Annotated in this window: 16 protein-coding genes; 4 read left to right on the top strand and 12 right to left on the bottom strand. The window is 66.2% G+C overall.

Translation table 11 applies throughout. From position 1 onward, the window contains the following. Positions 1–2: 2 nt before the first annotated feature. Complete coding sequence (locus H292_RS0114790) at positions 3–617, bottom strand: DUF6636 domain-containing protein (RefSeq protein ID WP_020111915.1); 615 nt, start codon at positions 615–617, stop codon at positions 3–5. Then, positions 617–1,171 (bottom strand): hypothetical protein, encoded by a 555-nt coding sequence (locus H292_RS0114785; protein WP_020111914.1) that lies wholly within the window; start codon positions 1,169–1,171, stop codon positions 617–619. Before H292_RS0114785 ends, H292_RS0114790 begins: the two co-directional genes overlap by 1 nt. 227 nt (positions 1,172–1,398) lie before the next feature. Between H292_RS0114785 and H292_RS0114780 the strand changes: the two genes are divergently transcribed. The 3 genes from H292_RS0114780 to H292_RS0114770 are packed head-to-tail and all read left to right on the top strand — an operon-like array spanning position 1,399 to position 7,112. Then, positions 1,399–5,802, top strand: coding sequence for a non-ribosomal peptide synthetase (locus H292_RS0114780; protein WP_020111913.1), 4,404 nt, complete (start codon positions 1,399–1,401; stop codon positions 5,800–5,802). A 50-nt stretch (positions 5,803–5,852) separates the two neighbouring features. Then, positions 5,853–6,344, top strand: a complete 492-nt coding sequence (locus tag H292_RS0114775) for a DUF2231 domain-containing protein (RefSeq protein WP_027498834.1) — start codon at positions 5,853–5,855, stop codon at positions 6,342–6,344. A gap of 48 nt (positions 6,345–6,392) precedes the next feature. Next, the gene (locus tag H292_RS0114770) at positions 6,393–7,112 is read left to right on the top strand and encodes a VIT1/CCC1 transporter family protein (protein WP_019663753.1); all 720 of its coding nucleotides are present in this window, start codon (positions 6,393–6,395) and stop codon (positions 7,110–7,112) included. Between the two features lie 12 nt (positions 7,113–7,124). On the opposite strand, the gene H292_RS0114765 is transcribed toward H292_RS0114770, so the two are convergent. The 10 genes from H292_RS0114765 to H292_RS0114720 form a co-directional block, all read right to left on the bottom strand. Next, positions 7,125–8,009, bottom strand: a complete 885-nt coding sequence (locus H292_RS0114765; protein WP_019663752.1) for a M56 family metallopeptidase — start codon at positions 8,007–8,009, stop codon at positions 7,125–7,127. Further along, complete coding sequence (locus H292_RS0114760; protein ID WP_230594265.1) at positions 8,006–8,422, bottom strand: BlaI/MecI/CopY family transcriptional regulator; 417 nt, start codon at positions 8,420–8,422, stop codon at positions 8,006–8,008. The genes H292_RS0114765 and H292_RS0114760 overlap by 4 nt, the downstream gene beginning before the upstream one ends. Positions 8,423–8,476: 54 nt before the next feature. Beyond that, a complete protein-coding gene (locus H292_RS27705) occupies positions 8,477–8,983 on the bottom strand; it encodes a WhiB family transcriptional regulator (protein ID WP_020111910.1) in 507 nt (168 codons plus the stop codon). Positions 8,984–8,992: 9 nt separating this feature from the next. Then, positions 8,993–10,171 (bottom strand): glycerate kinase, encoded by a 1,179-nt coding sequence (locus H292_RS0114750; protein WP_020111909.1) that lies wholly within the window; start codon positions 10,169–10,171, stop codon positions 8,993–8,995. A gap of 94 nt (positions 10,172–10,265) precedes the next feature. After that, positions 10,266–11,402 carry a CdaR family transcriptional regulator gene (locus H292_RS0114745; RefSeq protein ID WP_020111908.1) on the bottom strand — a complete coding sequence of 379 codons (1,137 nt, stop codon included), beginning with the start codon at positions 11,400–11,402 and terminating at the stop codon, positions 10,266–10,268. Positions 11,403–11,424: 22 nt separating this feature from the next. Next, the gene (gene ahpF, locus H292_RS0114740) at positions 11,425–13,008 is read right to left on the bottom strand and encodes an alkyl hydroperoxide reductase subunit F (protein WP_019663747.1); all 1,584 of its coding nucleotides are present in this window, start codon (positions 13,006–13,008) and stop codon (positions 11,425–11,427) included. A gap of 130 nt (positions 13,009–13,138) precedes the next feature. Continuing rightward, positions 13,139–13,702: an alkyl hydroperoxide reductase subunit C gene (gene ahpC, locus H292_RS0114735; RefSeq protein ID WP_019663746.1), complete on the bottom strand. Its 564-nt coding sequence runs from the start codon at positions 13,700–13,702 to the stop codon at positions 13,139–13,141. Between the two features lie 181 nt (positions 13,703–13,883). Beyond that, positions 13,884–14,288: an SRPBCC family protein gene (locus H292_RS0114730; RefSeq protein ID WP_020111907.1), complete on the bottom strand. Its 405-nt coding sequence runs from the start codon at positions 14,286–14,288 to the stop codon at positions 13,884–13,886. 17 nt (positions 14,289–14,305) lie between these two features. Next, a complete protein-coding gene (locus H292_RS0114725; RefSeq protein WP_155949798.1) occupies positions 14,306–17,767 on the bottom strand; it encodes a bifunctional proline dehydrogenase/L-glutamate gamma-semialdehyde dehydrogenase in 3,462 nt (1,153 codons plus the stop codon). Between the two features lie 33 nt (positions 17,768–17,800). Continuing rightward, entirely contained in the window at positions 17,801–18,775 is a 975-nt protein-coding gene (locus H292_RS0114720) for a LysR family transcriptional regulator (protein ID WP_020111905.1), read from the bottom strand. A 91-nt stretch (positions 18,776–18,866) separates the two neighbouring features. Here H292_RS0114720 and H292_RS0114715 point away from each other — a divergent pair, with 91 nt between their 5' ends. Continuing rightward, a complete protein-coding gene (locus H292_RS0114715; RefSeq protein ID WP_231383852.1) occupies positions 18,867–19,769 on the top strand; it encodes an EamA family transporter in 903 nt (300 codons plus the stop codon). Positions 19,770–19,885 lie beyond the last annotated feature (116 nt).

Here is a 19,885-nt window from a genome sequence, read left to right as displayed (position 1 = left end):
GGTCAGTACCAGTTCGCTGTTTCCCTCGACAGTTCGAATCCGTGTCCGTTTGCGGTGCTGCACATCATTGCGGTGCGCCTGGCTGTACATGTGTATCCGTCGAAGGTGACGGACTGGTCGTACTCGAGTACTACTGGGAACTCCGAGGCGAATACTCCTTGGTTGAAGCAGGTCGGTTCCACTCGGTCCGGGTGCAGGAAGAACCCCTTGGACAGTTCATCGACGGTGAAGGTGGGGTTGGTGCAGGCCGCGCCCCGAGGCACTGGCGCGTCGCGCGATTGGCAGCCGGATCCGTAGGTGTCGGAGGAGATTCGGCAGGAGATGTTCTTGGTGGGCGACGTCCACGCGATGCCGTTGCCGTCGGCGGCCAGGGTTGCCGGATCGACCTGCTCGACCGGCTCTACCTGCTCGACCTGCTCGGTCGGTGCGGCCGGTGCGGTCGGTGCGATCGGGGTTCGAGAAGTGCTCGTCGCGCCGGGGCTCGGGGCGGCAACGTCGTCGGAACTCGCGCATCCACTGAATGCGACTACCGAGAGCGCGATGATCGCGCACGCAGCTGCAGTGCGAACAGGAGTAGCCGGTTCGGCGGCGTCACGCGACCGGAAGAGGCGCGTCATCAGACGCCGAGCACGGTGACGGCCGGGGTGAGATAACCGAAGTACTCGGGGGCGAGCGGGATCAGTCCGGTCCACCCCGGGACGCGACCGTAGACCACGAGCAGGACCGGTCCGGCGCCGGTCGGTAGCACCGCCGTGCGATCGGTGGCCGGGTAGATACCGTCGAGGGTGCCCGGTACCGCGTTCGGGAGGCCGGTCAGACCGGCTCGGCCTGTGCTCAGGTTGACCCAGCCCACGCGCAGGTCCGACGGTTGGTAGTCGAGCCAGCGCTGCACCACGGTGATCTGGCGAGCGGGGTGGTCGATGATCGCGTCCACTTTCGCACCGGGGAAGCCGCCGGTCCGATTCGCGAGGTTGACGGTGTCGACCCCGTTCGCGACAGGCGTGGCGACGGCAGCAAGTCCGGCGACGTCGGCCGGTACACCCACGGCCTGCAGGGCGGCAACGGGGTCGACGGGTGGACTCGCATGAGCTGTGCCCCCGGCGCCGAGCGTCAGCGCGACGGTGGCGGCGAACCCTACGACGAGAGAGGTCAGTGTGGTTCCACGTTTCATCTCCGGCTCCCCATCTTCTACGAGCGATGTGTGCTCACCGTAGGTGCCGCGGGTGCAGAAATGGCGATTCTCGCCAAGTTGTTACCCGACGTAACCACATTGTGTTCTGCGAACTCGTTGCTGCCGACAAGCGTCGATGCACAGTCGGGGATCGGTCGGTAGTCTTGTACTACTGAAGCTGTAGTAGTTGCATTCGGTAATGGGGTCGAGTGGTCACTGGGGGATCCATGAAGCATGATGCACTGCCGTTGAGCACGCCGCAGGTCGATATCTGGTACGCGCAGCACTTGGTGCCGGACATCCCCTTCGCCATTGCCTACTACGTCGAACTGAACGGAAACATCGACGTCGACGCGTTGCTGGACAGCGGTGTACGTGCCCACGTGGAATACGGATCGGTGTCCATGCGCGTTCGCGACGACGGGCGGCGTCCGGTCCAGACGTTCACCACCGACGTGCGCGACGCCACCGCGGTGGTCGATTTACGCGGCGACGACTCGGCCAGGGACACCGCTCTGCGCTGGATGGACCAGGACTGCCGAACCCGCTTTCCGCTGGACGGATGTCTGGTTCGACTGCGGTTGTTCCGTCTCGCCGACGACCATGTCCTCTGGTACACCCGCGCGCACCACATCGCGCTCGACGGATACGCATCGGTGCGAGTACTGGAGCGGGCCGCATCGATCTACGATGCCGCTGTCTCGGGAAAGGAACCGCCGGCGGCAGATGTCTCGACCCCCGAAGCGGTGGTGGACGAGGACCGCAAATACCAGGCTTCGGCTCGCGCGACACGCGACCGGGAGTACTGGCGCGCATCGGCAATGGATAACGCTCGCTCTGCCGGAGTGACTCTGGGAAGTGTCGCTGCGCCGCAGGCGATGTCGACGACGATCGTCGGAGCCGGCGCGTCGCCGGATCTCGAGAACCTTGCCGGCTCGCCGACAGCGGGGCACGCGACGTCGAGCATCGTCATCGCGGCCTTCGCGGCATTTCTCGCGCGCATGACGGACTCGGCGGACGTGCGGCTGTCCCTCCCGGTATCGGCGCGATCGACGGCAGTGCTTCGCAGGGCCGGGTTCACGACGTCGAATGTGGTGCCGCTGGAGTTGGTGGGCATCGGGCGTACGACAGTCGGTGGCGCGGTGAAGATGACCGAGACCGCGCTCGGGTCCGTGCTGCGCCACCAACGGCGGCGGCCCGATGCGGGGCCCAGTGCTCTCGGCGACCTGCATTTTCCCGCAGTGTCTTTCGGCCCGACGGTCAACGTCATGATGTTCTCCAACCGCATCGCAGTAGGGGGCATCGACGGACAGGTGCACATCCTCACCACCGGTCCCGTGGTGGACCTCGCGGTGGACATCTACCCCGATCGAGGCGACCGGGGGCCGCGGATCGACTTCGAGGGCAACCCGTCGGTGTACCCGCGTCGCGATCTGGCTCGACATCACAGGCGGTTCCTGCACTTCCTCGATCTCTTCACGGCCCCGAACGTCACCGACACCGCCGTCGGGGACCTCGATTTGTTCCTCCCCGACGAATCGTCCACGGCCGCAGCGTCCGTCGGCGCCACCGTGGATGCGAACACAACCCTGATCGATGTATTCGACGAGGCCGTCCGTCTCGTGGGAAACGGCATCGCCGTCGACGACGGTGCGACGGTACTGACGTACTGGGACCTGAACGAGCGTGTCGATTGTCTGGCGCGTGTGCTGAGGCACCGAGGAATCGAAGCGGAAGACACTGTCGCAGTGTGCATGAGCCGCACCGTCGATTCGGTGATCGCGTTCTGGGCCGTCGCCCGCGCGGGTGCGGTGTTCGTCCCGATAGACCCGAGACTGCCCGACGACCGGATCGAGTTCGTTCTCCGAGACAGTCACGCCGTGATCGGCCTCGCAGCGAGGTCCGAGGCACCCGCGGCGTCAAGCGGACTCGAGTGGGTACTCGTCGACGATGCCGTCGAACAGGCATCGCTGCACGACGACCCGGTGTCGAGCAGAGCTCGCCCTGGCAATGCCGCGTACGTCATCTATACCTCCGGTTCGACCGGCACGCCGAAGGGGGTGGTGGTCACACACGAGGGTGTAGCGGGACTGGTACAGCAGATTCGGTCCAGCTACGCGCTCGACCCGACGTCGCGAGTGTGCCACCTGGCATCGCTCGGATTCGACACCTCGGTGGTCGAGCAACTCGCCGCCGCGGTGGCGGGAGCGTGCCTGGTGATCGCGCCGTCCGATGTCTACGCGGGTGACGAGCTGACGAACCTGCTCGCCTACCGACGAGTCACCCATCTGTTCATCACACCGTCCGCATTGGCGACGCTGGATGCTTCGGCGCTCGACGACGTCGGGACGATCGTCATCGGCGGCGAGTCGTCATCGACCGACATCGTCGACGCGTGGGCGCCGGGCCGGCGGTTGCTCAACGCCTACGGACCCACCGAGACCACCTGTAGCGTCACGATGACCGGTCCGCTGAGCGCCGCAGCCGACGCCGGAATCGGAACTGCCATGGTGGGCGTCGTTGTTCACCTGCTCGACAGGAACATGAGGCCCGTGCCGCCCGGGGCGATCGGGGAGATCTACATCGCGACAGCCGGTGTGGCGCGCGGTTACGCCGATCGCGCCGCAGCCACCGCATCGAGGTTCGTGGCGTATCCCTTCGGCGGCACCGGAGTTCGAATGTTCCGCAGCGGGGACATGGCGCGGTCGGCCGCACACGGTTCGCTCGTGTTCGTCGGCAGAATCGACGACCAGGTGAAGATCCGTGGCAACCGCGTCGAACTCGGTGAGGTCGACGCGGCACTCCGCCGATACCCGAACGTCGTCTCCGCGGCGTCCGCACTGCGCCGAGGAGGACGTGGTGAATCGCGGATCGACGGATTCGTCGTGTATGACGGGGTCGGATCTGTCGATTCACAGGACATCAGACGGTTCGTCGCGAAGATTCTGCCTGCCCACGCGGTCCCGGCCACCGTTACCGCCGTCGAATCGATACCTCTCACGGTCAACCGGAAGCTCGACAGAGCCGCGCTGCCGGAGCCCGTTGCCGACACGGCATCCGGTTCGATCGAGGAGCCGCCAGAGCCGTTGGAAGTGGTTGTTGCACAGATATTCACGACTGTGCTCCAGGTGGAACGGGTCGATGTCACGGCGTCGTTCTTCGACCTGGGTGGTGACTCGTTGGTGGCAACCGGAGTGGTGGCGCGCCTGCGGGCGGAACTGGGTGTCGACGTCGGTGTTCGGGATCTCGTCGGTGCTCGGACCGTGCGGGCACTCGCCGCGATCATCGCTACGCGGACTCGGGATCGGTCTTCCATGGACCGTGCCATTTCCGGAGGGTCGAACGGCGTTGCGGTCGTTCCCTTGTCCGCGAGCCAAGTCGACATCGATCGCGACTGTCGGCTGCCGCTCTACAATCTGCCGTTCACGGTCGACATCACTGGCCCGTTCGATGTGTCGGCCGCCGAGGCGGCGTTCGTCGACGTGCTCGTTCGGCACCGGACGTTGCGCACTGTGCACCCGGATTCGCCGTGGGGGCCGCGTCAGATCGTCGTCGACGACATGGCGCGGTTGCAGTCCGCCCTCGGCCGTGCATCGTTCGACGCGCACGCTCTCGCCGGCGTCCTCGAAGCACCGTTCGACGTACGATTCGAAATGCCCATTCGGGCAACGCTGTTCGACACAGAGCCCGGCGCCCATGTGCTCGCGTGCGTGGTGCACCACATCGCTGCGGATGGATGGTCGCTCGGTGTGCTCGCCCACGACTTCTCGGTGGCGTATCGCGCCAGAGCGTCGGGCGACGCACCGGCATGGACCGATCTGCCGTTGCAGTACGCCGATCACAGCGTCTGGGATTCGCAGCGATCCCATGCGTCGGCTCTGGACTTCTGGCGCCGCGAGCTGAGTGGCCTTGCCTTCGACACCGAGATCGGCACCGACCGCGCCAGGCCGCAGGAGTGGGATTTCACGGGCGGCAGAATCGAATTCGATCTTGTTGGAGGTGATGTCGAGGACGTGAATCTGCTGGCGCGACGGTGCGACACCGGCAGATTCACCGTGCTTCGAGCAGCACTCGTCGTTCTCGTCTCCACGATGACAGGGCGGACCGACATTGCGATCGGTACACCGATCGCCGGACGAGACGACCCGAGGTACGACCCTCTGGTCGGCATGTTCGTCAACACTCTCGCGATCAGAACCGACATCACGCACACGACGACGTTCGCGGACGTCGTCGCCGCTGCGCACGTCAGTGAGACACGTGCCCTCGACCATTCGAGCGTTCCGTTCGATCGCGTCGCCGCGGAACTGGATCCCGGAACCCACCCGACGCGTCATCCGCTGTTTCAGATTGCGCTCTCCTTGGACGTCTTCACGGCGTCGCATGTCGACGTCGGAGGCACGCGTTTCGACGTGACTCCGCGCCCGCTCGAATTCGCGAAATGCGATCTGCACATGCATGTCGTCGAGCGTCGTGACAAGGCGGGCGAGGTATCGGGCCTGTCGTTCGCACTCGTCTATCCCGCAGTGCTGTTCGATCACGGCACGGTTCGAACGATCGGTGAGCGCTATGTGGAGATCCTGCAGCGCATGATCCAGAACCCGTCCGATACGTGGACTACAGCATCGTAATACTACAAAGCCTGTAGTATTACGATGGTCCGAACCCGAGGAGACTTGAAGTGTCGACTATCGATGGCTTGCCCGTTCACGTTCTGTTGGTCCACTTCGTCGTAGTGCTCGCCCCGCTCGAAGCCGTGTTGGCCGTGGGGGCAAGTATCTGGCCTGCGATGCGTCGCAGGCTCGTATGGCTCATCGCAGTGCTTGCGCTCGTGACGCTCGTGCTGACCCCGCTGACGACGGATGCCGGTGAATGGCTGGAGAAGCGCGTTCCCGAGTCCACGGTCGTCGAGACCCATGCCGAGTTGGGTGACACGATGCTCTACTTCGCTCTAGCAGCGGTTGTCGTGGCTGCATTGCTCGTCGTCCGCCATCGTCGCGATCTACGTGGGATTCGTCCGGTGAAGTGGCAGTCGATCGCCGTCGTCCTGATCGCCGTCGTGGTGGGAGCAGCGACGATCGTGCAGGTCTATCGGATCGGCGAATCCGGTGCCCGTGCGGCGTGGGAAGACGCTTTCACCTCGGCGCCGGCGCAGGATGGTCCAGTCCGCTGACGGGTGATCCCCACCGGTCTTCTGACAGTCGGTTCACAGGAGGTGAGCATGCCGGACTCCGTTCCCGGTACCCACGAGGCAGAACCGCACCGTGACATCGGCGGCCGCTTGAACTGGCTACGCGCCGGAGTTCTGGGTGCCAACGACGGCATCGTATCGACCGCCGGCCTGGTCGTCGGTGTTGCCGCTGCCACCGTCGAGCGTGGTCCGGTGCTGACCGCGGGCATTGCAGGCCTGGTTGCCGGCGCGGTGTCGATGGCGCTGGGTGAGTACGTGTCGGTGAGCACACAACGCGACACCGAGCGATCGCTGTTGGACAAGGAACGCCGTGAGCTCGAGGACGAGCCCGAGCAGGAACTGGCAGAGCTTGCCGCGCTGTACGAAGCCAAAGGCCTGTCGCCGGCGACGGCCATGACGGTCGCCCAAGAATTGACCGCGAGCGATCCCTTCGCAGCCCACGTCGACGCGGAACTGGGTATCGATCCGGATGCGCTGACCGATCCGTGGCAGGCAGCGGGGTCATCGGCGGTGGCGTTCGTCAGCGGAGCTCTTCTCCCACTGCTTGCCATCGTTCTTCTGCCCGCGTCCGTCCGGATCCCGGTGACCTTCGTCGTCGTGCTGATTGCACTCGCCGCGACGGGCACGATCAGTGCGAGGCTCGGCGACGCGCCCGCTCGACCCGCCGTGACGAGAATCGTGATCGGGGGAGCGTTGGCCATGGTTGTCACCTACGGTATCGGGCAACTCGCGGGTGTCGCCGGGATCTGACGGCGGCGTTTCTCACCGGAAGACCGAGGTGGGAGCCTCCCCGGCTTCCGGTGAGATCACGTCCTGCACGACGTCTGCGAGGGCTATGGACATTGCCGAGAACGCCACGATCAACACGACCGCCGCGACAACGACCGGTCGACGTTGGGGCGGTGGCGCGGGTTCGGTCAGTGCGCGGACACGCCGTACGACGTCACCGCCGGTACTGGACAGTGCGGTCGTGTTCCGTTCGACGTGTGCGCGGAGCAACGCGGTCCGCGCGAGCGCCGACATCGCGGCGCGCCTGTTGTGCAGTGCTGCCGCGTGTTCGTCGGCATGGCGCTCCGCGGCATGACGGACGTGTCCGACGACCGGCCGCAGCAGGGGATTCAGCTGGGCTGCGATCTCCACCATCTGCGTCCAGGCACTGTGTCGGAAACGGAGATGTCCACGTTCGTGCTCGATCACGGTCTGCAGTTCGGTGTCCGACAGCATCTCGACGAGCGCGGTCGTGACGACCACCGCACCACCTCCCGACGCGACGGCGAAGGCATCCGGTTCGGTCGACTCGACGACCACCGTCCCTCCGTTCGTACGCGCGGATGCTGAGAACGGGCGTGCGTCGCGCGCACTGACGACGACCCGACGACAGTGGGCCACGACGGAGGCGAGCCTCCACACGACCCAACCGAGTACGACTACCCCCACTCCGATGAGTGCTGCGTTGCCGGACGCACACAGCACGGATCCGAGGGCTGCACTGGATGCGACGACGCCGAAGGCCGTGACGGCGGCAAGGACAGGGACCACGACGACCGTGGAGTACGGAGAACGATCGTCGGCCGTGCGGTGTGCGTACGTTCTCAGCGCAACCGACATGATCCACGGGAGTGCGGCGACGACGACGAAGAGTGTCATGTCTCGCCGTCGGAGGAGTTCCGAGACAACAGTTCACGAAGTACGACTTCGTCTTCGGGGTCGAGCGATGCGACGAAGTTGGCCAAAACGTCTGCCCTTTCCGCGCGCGTGTCGAGTTCGGTGCGCATTCGCATGGCCGCACGCAGAGCAGGCAATTCGTCGACCGGCGCCCGGAGTGTGTAGACGTACGAGCGCCCGCGTCGTTCGCGATCGACGAGCCTCTTGCCGTGCAAACGGACCAATGCCGTCATCACGGTCGTATGGGCGAGGTCGGAACCGAGCAGATCCCTGGCCTCGGCCACCGACAGTTCTCGGTGTTCCCCGAGCAGCTGAAGGACCGACTCCTCCAACTCGCCAGACGCTCTCCGCACGATCTCGCCCTCACTGTCGACCTGGTGACCAGGATAGGTCACGCCGAGCTCGGCATCGTGTGTGCGGAGCAACCGAACTGCTCGACGCGCGCAGAGTCAGGGTTTCGTCGGCGGCCGGTCCGCGGTGACGGGCTGGACCGAGTCGGGTCGAGGAATGCGCCGGTAGGGCCGCTGTGGTGGTCCGATGCGGTGCATACGGCGCGGTGGCTGCTCGGTCTCGTCGATCTTCTCCACTGCCGGGGGTTCCGGGGGCTGTGGTGTCGGTGCCGGTGGTGTCGGTGCCGGCCCGATGTCGAACGAGGCACCGGCCAGGGCCCGTTCCTTCGATGTGGTGGCACCCCAGATACCGTGCGGCTCGGCGGCTTCCAGTGCGTAGTCCCTGCAGGTGCGCATCACCGGGCAGCCGGTGCAGATGGCTTTGGCCCGAGCTTCCATGGCCGCGAGCGATCTCCCCCGCGCGCTGGTCGGCGGGTAGAACAGCACAGGGTCCTCGTGTCTGCACGACCCACGCAGCTGCCAATCCCACTGCTCGGCGACGGGCTGAGGCAGGCTCGGCGGCAACGAACGGTAGCGCGTGACGGCGGAATGCGGATCGAGCGACATTGTTCTCCTTCACACCGCCGCGTGCTGCGCGAGCGTCTTGTACAGGCCTGCGACGTGCGCGGCCGTGTCGTGTACCAGTTCTCTTGTCCGCGAGGACATGTCCGCGAGGGTGGACGGACCCGCCGCGATGGAGAAGGCCGCGGCGATCCCCGCGTCGCGTATCTCCTCGGGCGTCAGGACGACCCGTCCGGCGATGACGACGACGGGGCAGGTGGGAGGCGCGGCCCGTCGCACACCGGCAACGACCTTGCCTCGCAACGACTGCGAATCGAAGGATCCCTCGCCGGTCACGATCATGGATGCGTCGCAGCACAGTTCCTCGAACCCGATAGCACTCATGACCATGTCCGATCCGGGCATCAGCTGCACATCGAGGTAGGCCGCGAGAGACGCAGGCAACCCGCCCGCCGCGCCCATACCCTCGGTCGTGGTGACGTCGGTCCCGGTGGCGGATTTCAGCACGTCGGCGAGATGCGCCAAACCGGAGTCGATGGTCTCCACGTCCGTCGGGGTTGCGCCCTTCTGCGGCCCGAACACCGCTGCGGCACCGCTGTTCCCGAGCAACGGATTGTCGACGTCGACGGCGATCCGAACGGTGACCTCGCCCGCGCGCGGATGCAGGCCGCTGACGTCGATGCTGTCGATGTCGGCCAGACCGGCGGCACCCGGCTCGACGACGCTGCCCGCGCCGTCGAGAAACCGTGCGCCGAGGGCGGACAGGAAACCTGTACCGCCGTCGTTGCTCGCGCTCCCGCCGATGCACAGCAGGATCTCGGAGACCCCGTCGTCGAGAAGTTGCCGGGCGAGTACGCCCACGCCGTGACTGTCCGCTCGCAGAGGCTGCAGCGGGGCGTCGGATACGTGAGGGAGACCGTTGGCTTCAGCAGCTTCGATGACGCCGGTCCTGCCGTCGGCGGACACCGCGATCCGCGCGGATCGGGGTCGCCCGATCGCGTCGACGGTGTCGATCTCGCTGATCCGCGCGTCGAGGGATGCTGCGAGCGCATCCAGCGTCCCCTCCCCGCCGTCGGCCATCGGGCATTCGACGATCCGCGCATCCGGTCCCAGCACGTCCCGGAAGCCGGCGGCCATCGCCGACGCCACGTCGGCGGCCGTGCCGGAGCCCTTGAACGAGTCCGGGGCAACGACGATCGTGGTTCGCCGCGCGTCGGTTCTGTGCTGTTCCATGACAGTAGGTTAGGTCACCGACTCCGGTCGAGGTATGGGCTGTGTGCACATATTTTGAGCAAAATTGTGGCAGATATCGGTGCACGGCACACATTCATCGACGGATGTCGTCCGCGTCGACCCGTCGGGCCGACGCGAGAGCCAGCTTCATGGCCACGGCGTCGTCGAAGACCCGTAGGTCCAGCCCCGTCAGTTGCTCGATGCGGTTCAAACGCTGCACGACCGTGTTCCGGTGGGTGTGCAGAGCGGATGCCGTCGTCACGATCGACAGATTGTTCTCGATCAGTACTGCCGCGGTCTCGCGCAACGCGTCCGACAGTGGGCCGACGATTCGCCTCGCGGAGTCCAGCGCGATGGCCTCGGGCTGACGGCCGACGAGGATGTCGATGTCGAGTGCGGTGAGCTCGTGGACGACGCCGTCCGGCAGGTGGTGCCGGAGCAGTACGTCCATCTGCTGCACGTCGACGACCAGTTCGGGCGTGGATGCTCCCACACGCCCGGTGACGACGGAGGCGCCTGCCGTCCGCAGTCGATCGACGACGACCGCGCGGGTGCTCGCGTCGGACGAACCGACGAGGAGCCACAGTGTGGTGTCGCGTTCCCATGCGACGACGTTGCCGATGCCCACCACGCTGTTGCGGAACCGACCGAGCGCAGCGGGGCCGGTCGACGTACTGCGGGCAGTCACGATCGACCACGGCGGCCGGATCGGTCTGCCCACGTCGCGGAGCATGGCCACGACGCGAGCCTCGGACACTCGGGAATCGACGATCATCGCGTTCAGTAGATCTCGCAGCGACGATTCCCTCCACCGCGCGTCGTCGAGGTGCTGCTCCTGCTTCAGCAGAAGCGACACGGTGAGCACGAGGATGCGGGCGAGAGGCTCGACGACGGCGGGGTCGCCGGTGATTCCGACGACCCCCACCGCCTCGCTTTCCGCTGCTTCGTTCTTCACCGCTTCGTTCTTCACCGCGCCGGGTTCCGCCCCGTCGTCGCTCAGGTAGAACGGCACGTTCACACCCTCGCGCATGTCCGGATCGGCACCGTCGGCGTCGATCCGGACGACGTCCCCGCGCTCGAGTGCTCGCACCGCGCCGTCGTGCAGCGTGCCCAGGCGCGCTGGATCGACGGACGCGATGATGATGCCGTGGGCATCCATGATGTTGACGTTGTGTGCGACCACTGGATGCACTTGGTCGACCACGCGCTGGGCGAGTTCGGCGGTCAGCATCGCCCGAGCGTACCCGGGAGCGTCAGACCGAGACTGCTTCCTCGGCCGGGGTGCTGGTGCGGATCAAGTGATCGAACGCGCTGAGCGCTGCCGTCGCGCCCGATCCCGCCGCGACGATGATCTGCTTGAACGGCGCGGTGGTGCAATCACCTGCTGCGAAGACGCCCGGTACCGAGGTCCGTGCGTGATCGTCGACGATGATCTCCCCGCGCGGGGTGAGATCGACGGTGCCGGAGAGGAACTCGGTGTTGGGTAGCAGGCCGATCTGAACGAACACTCCGTCGAGGTCGACGGTGTGCGCGGTGTCGTTCGTGCGGTCGTTGTACGCCAGCCCGGTGACCTTGGAACCGTCGCCGATGACCTGGGTGCTCAGGGTGCTGACCAGGATGTCGACGTTGGGGAGGCTGCGGAGCTTGCGCTGCAGCACGTCGTCGGCGCGCAGGTGCGAGTCGAACTCCACGAGGGTCACGTGCGCGACGATGCCGGCCAGGTCGATGGCTGCTTCGACACCGGAGTTGCCGCCACCGATGACGGCGACGCGCTTGCCCTTGAACAGCGGGCCGTCGCAGTGCGGGCAGTACGTGACGCCCTTGTTGCGGTACTCGCTCTCGCCGGGAACGTTCATCGAGCGCCACCGTGCGCCGGTGGACAGGATCACGCTACGGGAGAGAAGTCGTGCGCCGCTGGCGAGTTCGACCTCGACGAGTCCCTGCGGGGTAGCGGCGGGGGTCAGCTTGGTGGCGTTCTGGACGTTCATGATGTCGACGTCGTACTGGCGAACGTGGTTCTCCAGCTCGGCGGCGAACTTCGGTCCTTCGGTGTACGCAACGGACGCGAAGTTCTCGATACCCATGGTGTCCAGCGTCTGACCACCGAAGCGCTCGGCGACGACGCCGGTGCGAATTCCCTTGCGCGCAGCGTAGAGTGCTGCGGTTGCACCCGCAGGGCCGCCTCCGACGACGAGCACGTCGAACGGGTCCTTCTCGGAAATCGCCGTCGCGGTGCGTTCCGCGGAACCGGTGTCGAGCTTGCCGACGATCTGTTCGAGGGTCATGCGGCCGGACCCGAAGGGCTCACCGTTGAGGAACACCGACGGAACGGCCATGATGCCGCGGTCGTCGACCTCGTCCTGGAACAGCGCACCGTCGATGGCGATGTGCTTGACGTTGGCGTTGAGCACCGACATCACGTTCAACGCCTGCACCACGTCCGGGCAGTTCTGGCAGGAGAGGGAGAAGTAGGTTTCGAAGTAGAAGTCGCCTTCGAGGTCGCGGACCTGGGCGAGCAGCGCGGCATCTTCCTTGGAGGGGTGGCCACCGACCTGCAACAGCGCGAGCACGAGCGAGGTGAACTCGTGTCCGAGCGGGATACCGGCGAACTGAACCTCGATGTCGGTGCCGATCCGGCGGATGGCGAACGACGGCTTGCGTGGGTCGGTACCGGTGCGGGAGTGGGTGACCGAGTCCGACAGGCCGGCGATCTGGTCGAGGAGTTCGCCGAGCTCGACGGACTTGGGTGCGTCGCCAAGAGAGGACACGAGCTCGATCGGCTGCGTCACGTTCTCGAGCAGGGACTTCAGTTGATTGGCAAGTGCGGCGTCGAGCATGAGGTTTTCTCCTGAGATCGGAAGGGATGGTCGTGGATTCTCAGCTCGGGCCGAGTGATCCGAACGTGGGGGATGCACCGGCGGCACAGGGCATTACGCTCCTGTGCCGCCGCGCACCGATCCGAACGAATCAGATCTTGCCGACGAGCTCCAGCGACGGTGCGAGGGTGTCTTCGCCCTCTTCCCACTTCGCCGGGCAGACCTCACCCGGGTGGCTGCGCACGTACTGTGCGGCCTTGACCTTGCGGAGAAGCTCGGATGCGTTGCGGCCGATGCCTTCTGCGGTCACCTCGGTGAACTGCACGACGCCGTCCGGGTCGACCAGGAAGGTGCCGCGGTCGGCGAGGCCCTGGTTCTCGCGGAGAACCTCGAAGTCGGTGCTGATCTTCAGTGTCGGGTCACCGATCATCGTGTACTTGATCTTGCCGATCGTGTCGGACGACGCGTGCCACGCCTTGTGGGTGAAGTGGGTGTCGGTCGAGACCGAGAACACCTCGACGCCGAGACGCTGCAGCTCTTCGTAGTGATCGGCGAGGTCGCCGAGCTCGGTGGGGCAGACGAATGTGAAGTCGGCGGGGTAGAAGTAGAAGACCGCCCACTTGTCCTTGATGTCCTCGTCGGAAACGGTAACGAAGGCACCGTCTTTGAAGGCCTCAGCGGTGAATGGCTTGATCTTCTTGTTGATGAGCGACATGTACGGCCTCATTCGTATTCGGGTGCGTTGGTGTCGGTTGACGACCCTAATGATCTTGGATTGATCGGGCCAATCGATGATTGCTCAGATCTCGATAGCTCGAGCTTATCGATCCAGCGTGGGCTTTCTGGACTCGATCAAACCTAGGACCGGGCGTGACGGACTACACAGCCTCCCGCGATCAGTGCGTGCGTTCCGCGGCCAATCGCTCGATCCGGGGGAGCGCAACGGCCATGATCGTCAGATACGCGGGCGCCCAGATCGGTACGCCGAAGCTCACCACGCAGCCCTCGCCGTCGGGGATCACCTCGTGTCGAGTCGCCGGAACACCCGCCACCCGCCACGCCCAGAGACGACCGTCCTCGAACTCGGTGATGCGAAACGGCAGAGGCACCCCGACCGGGGTGAACACCCGGCCTCGGGAACCCAGGGCAAGCGGACCGGGGCGGTCCAGTTCGGCGCCGGCCACCGTCGGACCCCACACCGGCCACGCCGTCAGGTCCACCAGAACCTCCCATGCCGCGGCAGGCGGAACGGACATGGGGAGTTCGACGACGGGCATCCCGCGACGAAGGTTCAGGCGCATGCGGTGTGAGTAGCCGTTCACGGCGAATCGAAACGGCCGCCGCCTGGCGTGATGTTCAGCAGAGCGTCCACCCGAGGCATCTCGCGGTAGGTACCGAACCGGTGGTGGGTGATGCTGAGGGCCTGCTCACGCAGGAACGGCAGCATCTCGACGCGACCCGCTTCGGTCACGGCGCCCGACCACACTGCGGCAGACGGCCCGGTGGGCACGTCGGTTCCGGACCCGACGACGCGGGTTCTGTCCGTCCCGCCGCGCGAAACCGCACGCGCCCAGTCTGTTTCGGTGTCGACCGTCACGCCCTTGGTTGTCAGGAACCCGAGCACGCCCTCCCCGAGAGTGACGGACGCGTGCACGGACAGGCGAAGAGGGGAACGGGCTCGCAACCCGGCGGCGACGACGCGCAGAACCTCCGCAGGGCGAGCGTCGGCCTCCGCTCGCACGGTCACCGGGGTAGGAAGGTAGCGCAGCACGTTCGCCTCCACCCCGAGATGCGATACGTCACGGGTGACGCCGAACTCCGTGTCCCACGCCACGAGATCGCTTGCCAGAGAGTGTCGTAGAAAGTCGAGGTCGTCGCCGACCGCTGGGGTCTCGCGCAGGAACGTCTCCGCCCACGCGTCGACCACACAGCCGACGGTCGTGCGGGACGAGGGGCGGGGCGACCAGTCGGACAGGCCGACGAGGTAGTTCGGTCCGCCTGCCTTGCTCCCCGTGCCGACCGTCGATTTCTTCCACCCGCCGAAGGGCTGCCGTCGCACGACGGCTCCGGTGATTCCTCGGCCCACGTAGAGATTGCCTGCGGCGACGCCTTGAATCCACTGCGCCTGTTCCGCGTCGTCGAGGGAGTGAAGGCCGGCGGTGAGCCCGTAGTCGACGTCGTTCTGTACCTCGATCGCCTCGGCAAGGGTAGCGACGGTGATGATGCCGAGGATCGGACCGAAGTACTCGGTTCGGTGGAACTCGGAACCACGAGAAACGCCGACGCGGATTCCCGGCGACCACAGCCGGCTCTCGTCGTCCAGTGCGCGGGGTTCGAGCAACCACGACTCACCGGGATCGAGGTGGGTGAGACCCCGGAGAACCTTGCCGCTCGCAGGTTCGACGAGTGGACCGATGCGCGATTCCGGGTCCGTCGGGTACGCGACCTTCATGGACCGGACGGCGTCGACCAGCTGGCCCAGGAAACGGTCCGATGTGCCGACGGATCCGACCAGAATCGCCAGGGACGCTGCGGAGCACTTCTGGCCCGCGTGGCCGAAGGCAGACTTCGCGAGGTCCTTCACCGCCAGGTCGAGATCGGCAGAGGGTGTGACGACCATGGCGTTCTTACCGCTCGTCTCCGCGAACAGCCGAATGCCGGGGCGTAGCCGGTGGAACAGCTCCGCCGTCTCGTAGCCACCGGTGAGGATCACCTGATCGACCCGCGGATCCGCGACGAGGGTGCCGGCGAGGGACGCCTCGTCGACGTGGACGAGGCGCAACACATCTCGCGGCACGCCGGCCCGCCACAGAGCGTCGACCATCACCGAACCGCAGCGTTTCGCCTGCGGCGCAGGCTTGATCACGACGGCAGAACCCGCGGCAAGCGCGGCCAGGGTCGATCCCGCCGGTATCGCCACCGGGAAGTTCCACGGTGGTGCGACGACGGTCAGGCGCCTCGGCCGATGGAGTGCGCCGTCCACGTGCGCAAGCTCCTCGGCGAGTTCGGCGTAGTACCCGGCGAAGTCGCTGGCCTCGCTGACCTCGGGGTCGCCCTCCTCCAGGGTCTTGCCGCACTCCGCGGCCATGACTTCGAGCAGGTCCGCACGTGCGCGAGACAGCTCGCGCGCCGCGGACCTCAGGATGCGTGCTCGCTCGGTCGACGGGAGCGAACCCCAGCCCACCCCTGCGTCGCACGTCTGCTGAATCAGCTCGTCGAGGCGGACGGGATCGTCGACGGTGTACTCGACGACGAGGTCTTCCCCGATGCCCGACGCCTCGGCGCGCTCGAGAATGCCGCGGCCCCACCCTCTGTTGGCGGCCGAGGAGGGATCCGTGTCGGGGGTGTTGGCGAACGGTACTGGGACATCGGTGCTGTCGGCGCGGTCGGCGCTGTCGGTGGTGCGGTTCTGGCTCCGTCGCGGCGCGGGGACGGAGTCGTCCAGGGCGGTCAGGGACGCGCGGAATCGATTCTCCTGCATCGTGAACTGCGGGGTCGGTTGCCCGCTCTCGGTGGTCAGTTCGAACATCGAGGGCATGAAGTTCTCCGGCGCTGCTCCTTCTTCCAGCCGGCGGACGAGGTAGGCGATCGCGACGTCGAACTCGTCGGCGCCGACAACGGGGGTGTAGAGAAGCATCCCGCCGGTGTCCTCGGCGATCACCTGCGCCGTCGCCGACGCCATGCCCAGCAGCATCTCGAATTCGTATCCGGACTCGATGCCGCGCTGTTCGGCGAGACACCGTGCCCAGGCGAGGTCGAAGAGGTTGTGCCCGGCAACGCCGATGTGCACGTTGCGGATTCGATCGGGATCGAGCGCGTGGTCGAGGATGCGCTTGTAGTTGGTGTCGGTGTCCTGTTTGGACGACCACGTGGCCAGGGGCCATCCGTGCAGAGCGGATTCGACTCGCTCGAGCGGAAGATTCGCGCCCTTGACGACGCGGACTTTGACCGCTGCACCTCCGCGTGCAGTACGCCGGGCGGCCCAGTCCTGCAACCGCATCATCGCGGACAACGAGTCAGGAAGGTACGCCTGCAACACGATTCCCGCCTCGAGCGACAGAAGTTCAGGTCGGTCCAGCAGGGTCGTGAACACCGCGATCGTCAGATCGAGATCGTGGTATTCCTCCATGTCCAGGTTGATGAACTTGGGTGTGCCGGACTGCGCGGCCGCCGAGTACAGCGGTGCGAGCTCGTCGACGGTGTGTGCGACGGCCTCCTCGAACGCCCAGGGCGAGTGCGGCGCAACGACCGCCGACACCTTGACGGACACGTAGTCGACATCCGATCGCGCCAGTAACGCCGTGGTTCCGTCGAGACGTGCCCGAGCCCCGGCCGACCCCATCACGGCCTCGCCGAGCAGATTGATGCCCGGACGCATTCCGTTCCGGCGGATGCGAGCGAGACCGCGAGAGAGTGCGCGCGGCGAGGCGTCGAGCACGAGGTGGCCGACCATCGCTCGCAACGCCTTCTTCGCGATGGGCACGACCAATGCCGGTGCGACCCTCGCGGCCACGTTGCCGAGACGAAGGGCGACACGCAGATGCACGCCCAGGAACTGCGGCAGATCACCGTCCGTCAGATGCGCCCAGTTCCTGGCGGCGACCCGCACGTCCTCCGGCCGTACGACGCCGTCGATGAACCCCACGGCGAACTCCAGACCACGCTCGTCGCGCAGCAGGCCCGCGAGACGCACGGCGGCACGGTCGGCGGAGAGAGTCACCCAACGCCGTGCCAGGGCAACCGCGTCGTCCGCCAGCTCTTCGCGCGTCCTCGGTGCCATGGTCCACACTCCTCCGGGATTGACGGGCTTCGACTAGGGGGCAGGGCTTGTTTCGGGTGTCACCAGTCCATTCTGTATGCGAAGTCCGTCGGCGGTGTTCCACTCGGAGGTTCGAGCTGCCGCCGTCGACGCGAGCGCTGCTCGGAACGCCCGGATCGCGGGGTGCCCGCCGCGTCCGGCACGAACTGCGGTGTAGATGGTGCGGTCCGGACGCCCCGGCAGTGCGCGGAGATCGAGTCCGTCGGACTGGTTCGCGGCGATCAGTGCGGGAATGAACGCCGCGGCGTGGCCGGTGCGCACCAGATGGGCGTGCATCAGGGGGTCCGGGCTGACGAAGCGGACTCGGGGCTCGAATCCTGCGGCACGGCACACCGACCGGGCCCACGTTCCTGTCGCACTGTCCGGCGGGTCCATCGCCCAGGGCACGTCGAACAGGCCTGCCAGGTCGGTACGCGCGGACGGCAACCACGCGGCCTCGGACGGGACGGCGAGCAGAAGTGGATCGACGGCGAGATCCGCCCGGTCGATGTTGGCTCGGACCGGCTCGGGCATACCGGGGTATTCCTCACCGAGAATCAGGTCGAAGGAGTGCGACAACAGGCCGTCGTAGGCAGCGACGACCTGAAGTTGGTCGAACTCGACGGTCAACGACGGTTCCTCGGCAGCCAGCAGGTCCAGCACTGCAGGCACGATCGCGAACACGACCGTCTGAAACGACGCGACCCGCAGTGTTCCCTGAACTGCGGACTGAGCCGACGCGAGATCCGCCTCGGCTTCCTCGAGTTGGCGAAGGACGATCTCGGCGTGAGCGGCGAGTCCGATGGCGGCGTCGGTCAGTGTCACCCCTCGCCCCACCGGTTCCAGCAGCCGAACGCCGGACTCCTTCTCGAGCAGCGACAGCTGCTGCGACACCGCCGACGGCGTGTAGGACATCACACGGGCTACCTCGGCGAGCGTGCCGCGCCGCTGCAATTCGAGGAGGATCCGCAGGCGAGGGACGTTGAGCATCGGGTTCCCGTCATAGGTAAGCAATAATGACCTTTATTCTACAAAATGATTCGCTGGACTTACGTGAGTTTCGCGAGAAGCATTCACTGTCATGACGGCAACCTCCCGGACACCCGGCACGGGATCAGCAGTAGCGATGATGGTCGGGTCGTGTCTGTCCCTGCAGTTCGGCGCGGCTCTTGCCGTTCAGATATTTCCTGTCGCCGGGTCGTGGGCCGTCACTGCAGCCCGGTTGGCCATCGCAGCCGCTCTGCTGCTCCTGCTGGTGCGTCCACGGGTACGCGGATGGTCGAGGGAGCAGTGGAAGAGCATGGCTGCGCTGGGATTCGCATTGGCCGCCATGAACGGATGCTTCTATGCCGCGATCGATCGAATCCCCCTCGGCGTGGCCGTATCGATCGAGTTTCTCGGTCCACTCGTTCTGGCCGCCGTCCTGTCACGTCGGCGCGCCGACGTCGGGTGGGCGTGCCTCGCGCTGGTCGGAATGGTGCTGTTGGGCGTCGAATCCGCGGTTCACGCAACAAGTCTCGATCCTGTCGGCATCATGTTCGCGCTGTTCGCCGCGTCGTTCTGGGTCCTCTACATCCTGACCAATGCACGGGTAGCGGCAACGGTTCCCGGCACAGGAGGCCTGGCTGCGGCAATGGTGATCGCCGCGGTCTGCGTCCTTCCCGTCGGGATGATGCAAGGGCTCACCGCCTTCGCGGACCCCGAAACCCTTGCCCTCGCAACGGTGGTGGCGCTGTTGTCGTCGGTCGTTCCGTACACCCTCGAACTTGCTGCGCTGCGAATCGTTCCGCGCAACGTCTTCGGCGTCCTACTGGCCCTGGAACCGATCTTCGCGACACTGGCGGGATGGCTGCTGCTGCACCAAGCCGCAGGGGCGATCCGGCTGACTGCCATCGGACTGGTCATCGCCGCGACGGTGGGAACCGTCCTGACGGCCGAGCGCGTCGCGTCGGTACCCGCCCGGCCCGAGGTCGAAGCCCTCTGAGCCGGCGCCTGCATGACATCTGTCATGCCCGACCCGTGACGAAGTAGCGCGGTTTCGATTCCCGTCTGCACTGTTGTGGAGCGTGCGTGTCGACGACTCTGGGAACAGACGACAGA

The organism is Rhodococcus sp. 114MFTsu3.1 (assembly GCF_000383555.1).
In the GTDB taxonomy this organism is placed as follows: domain Bacteria; phylum Actinomycetota; class Actinomycetes; order Mycobacteriales; family Mycobacteriaceae; genus Rhodococcoides; species Rhodococcoides fascians_E.
This window is presented reverse-complemented; position numbering and strand designations above follow the sequence as displayed.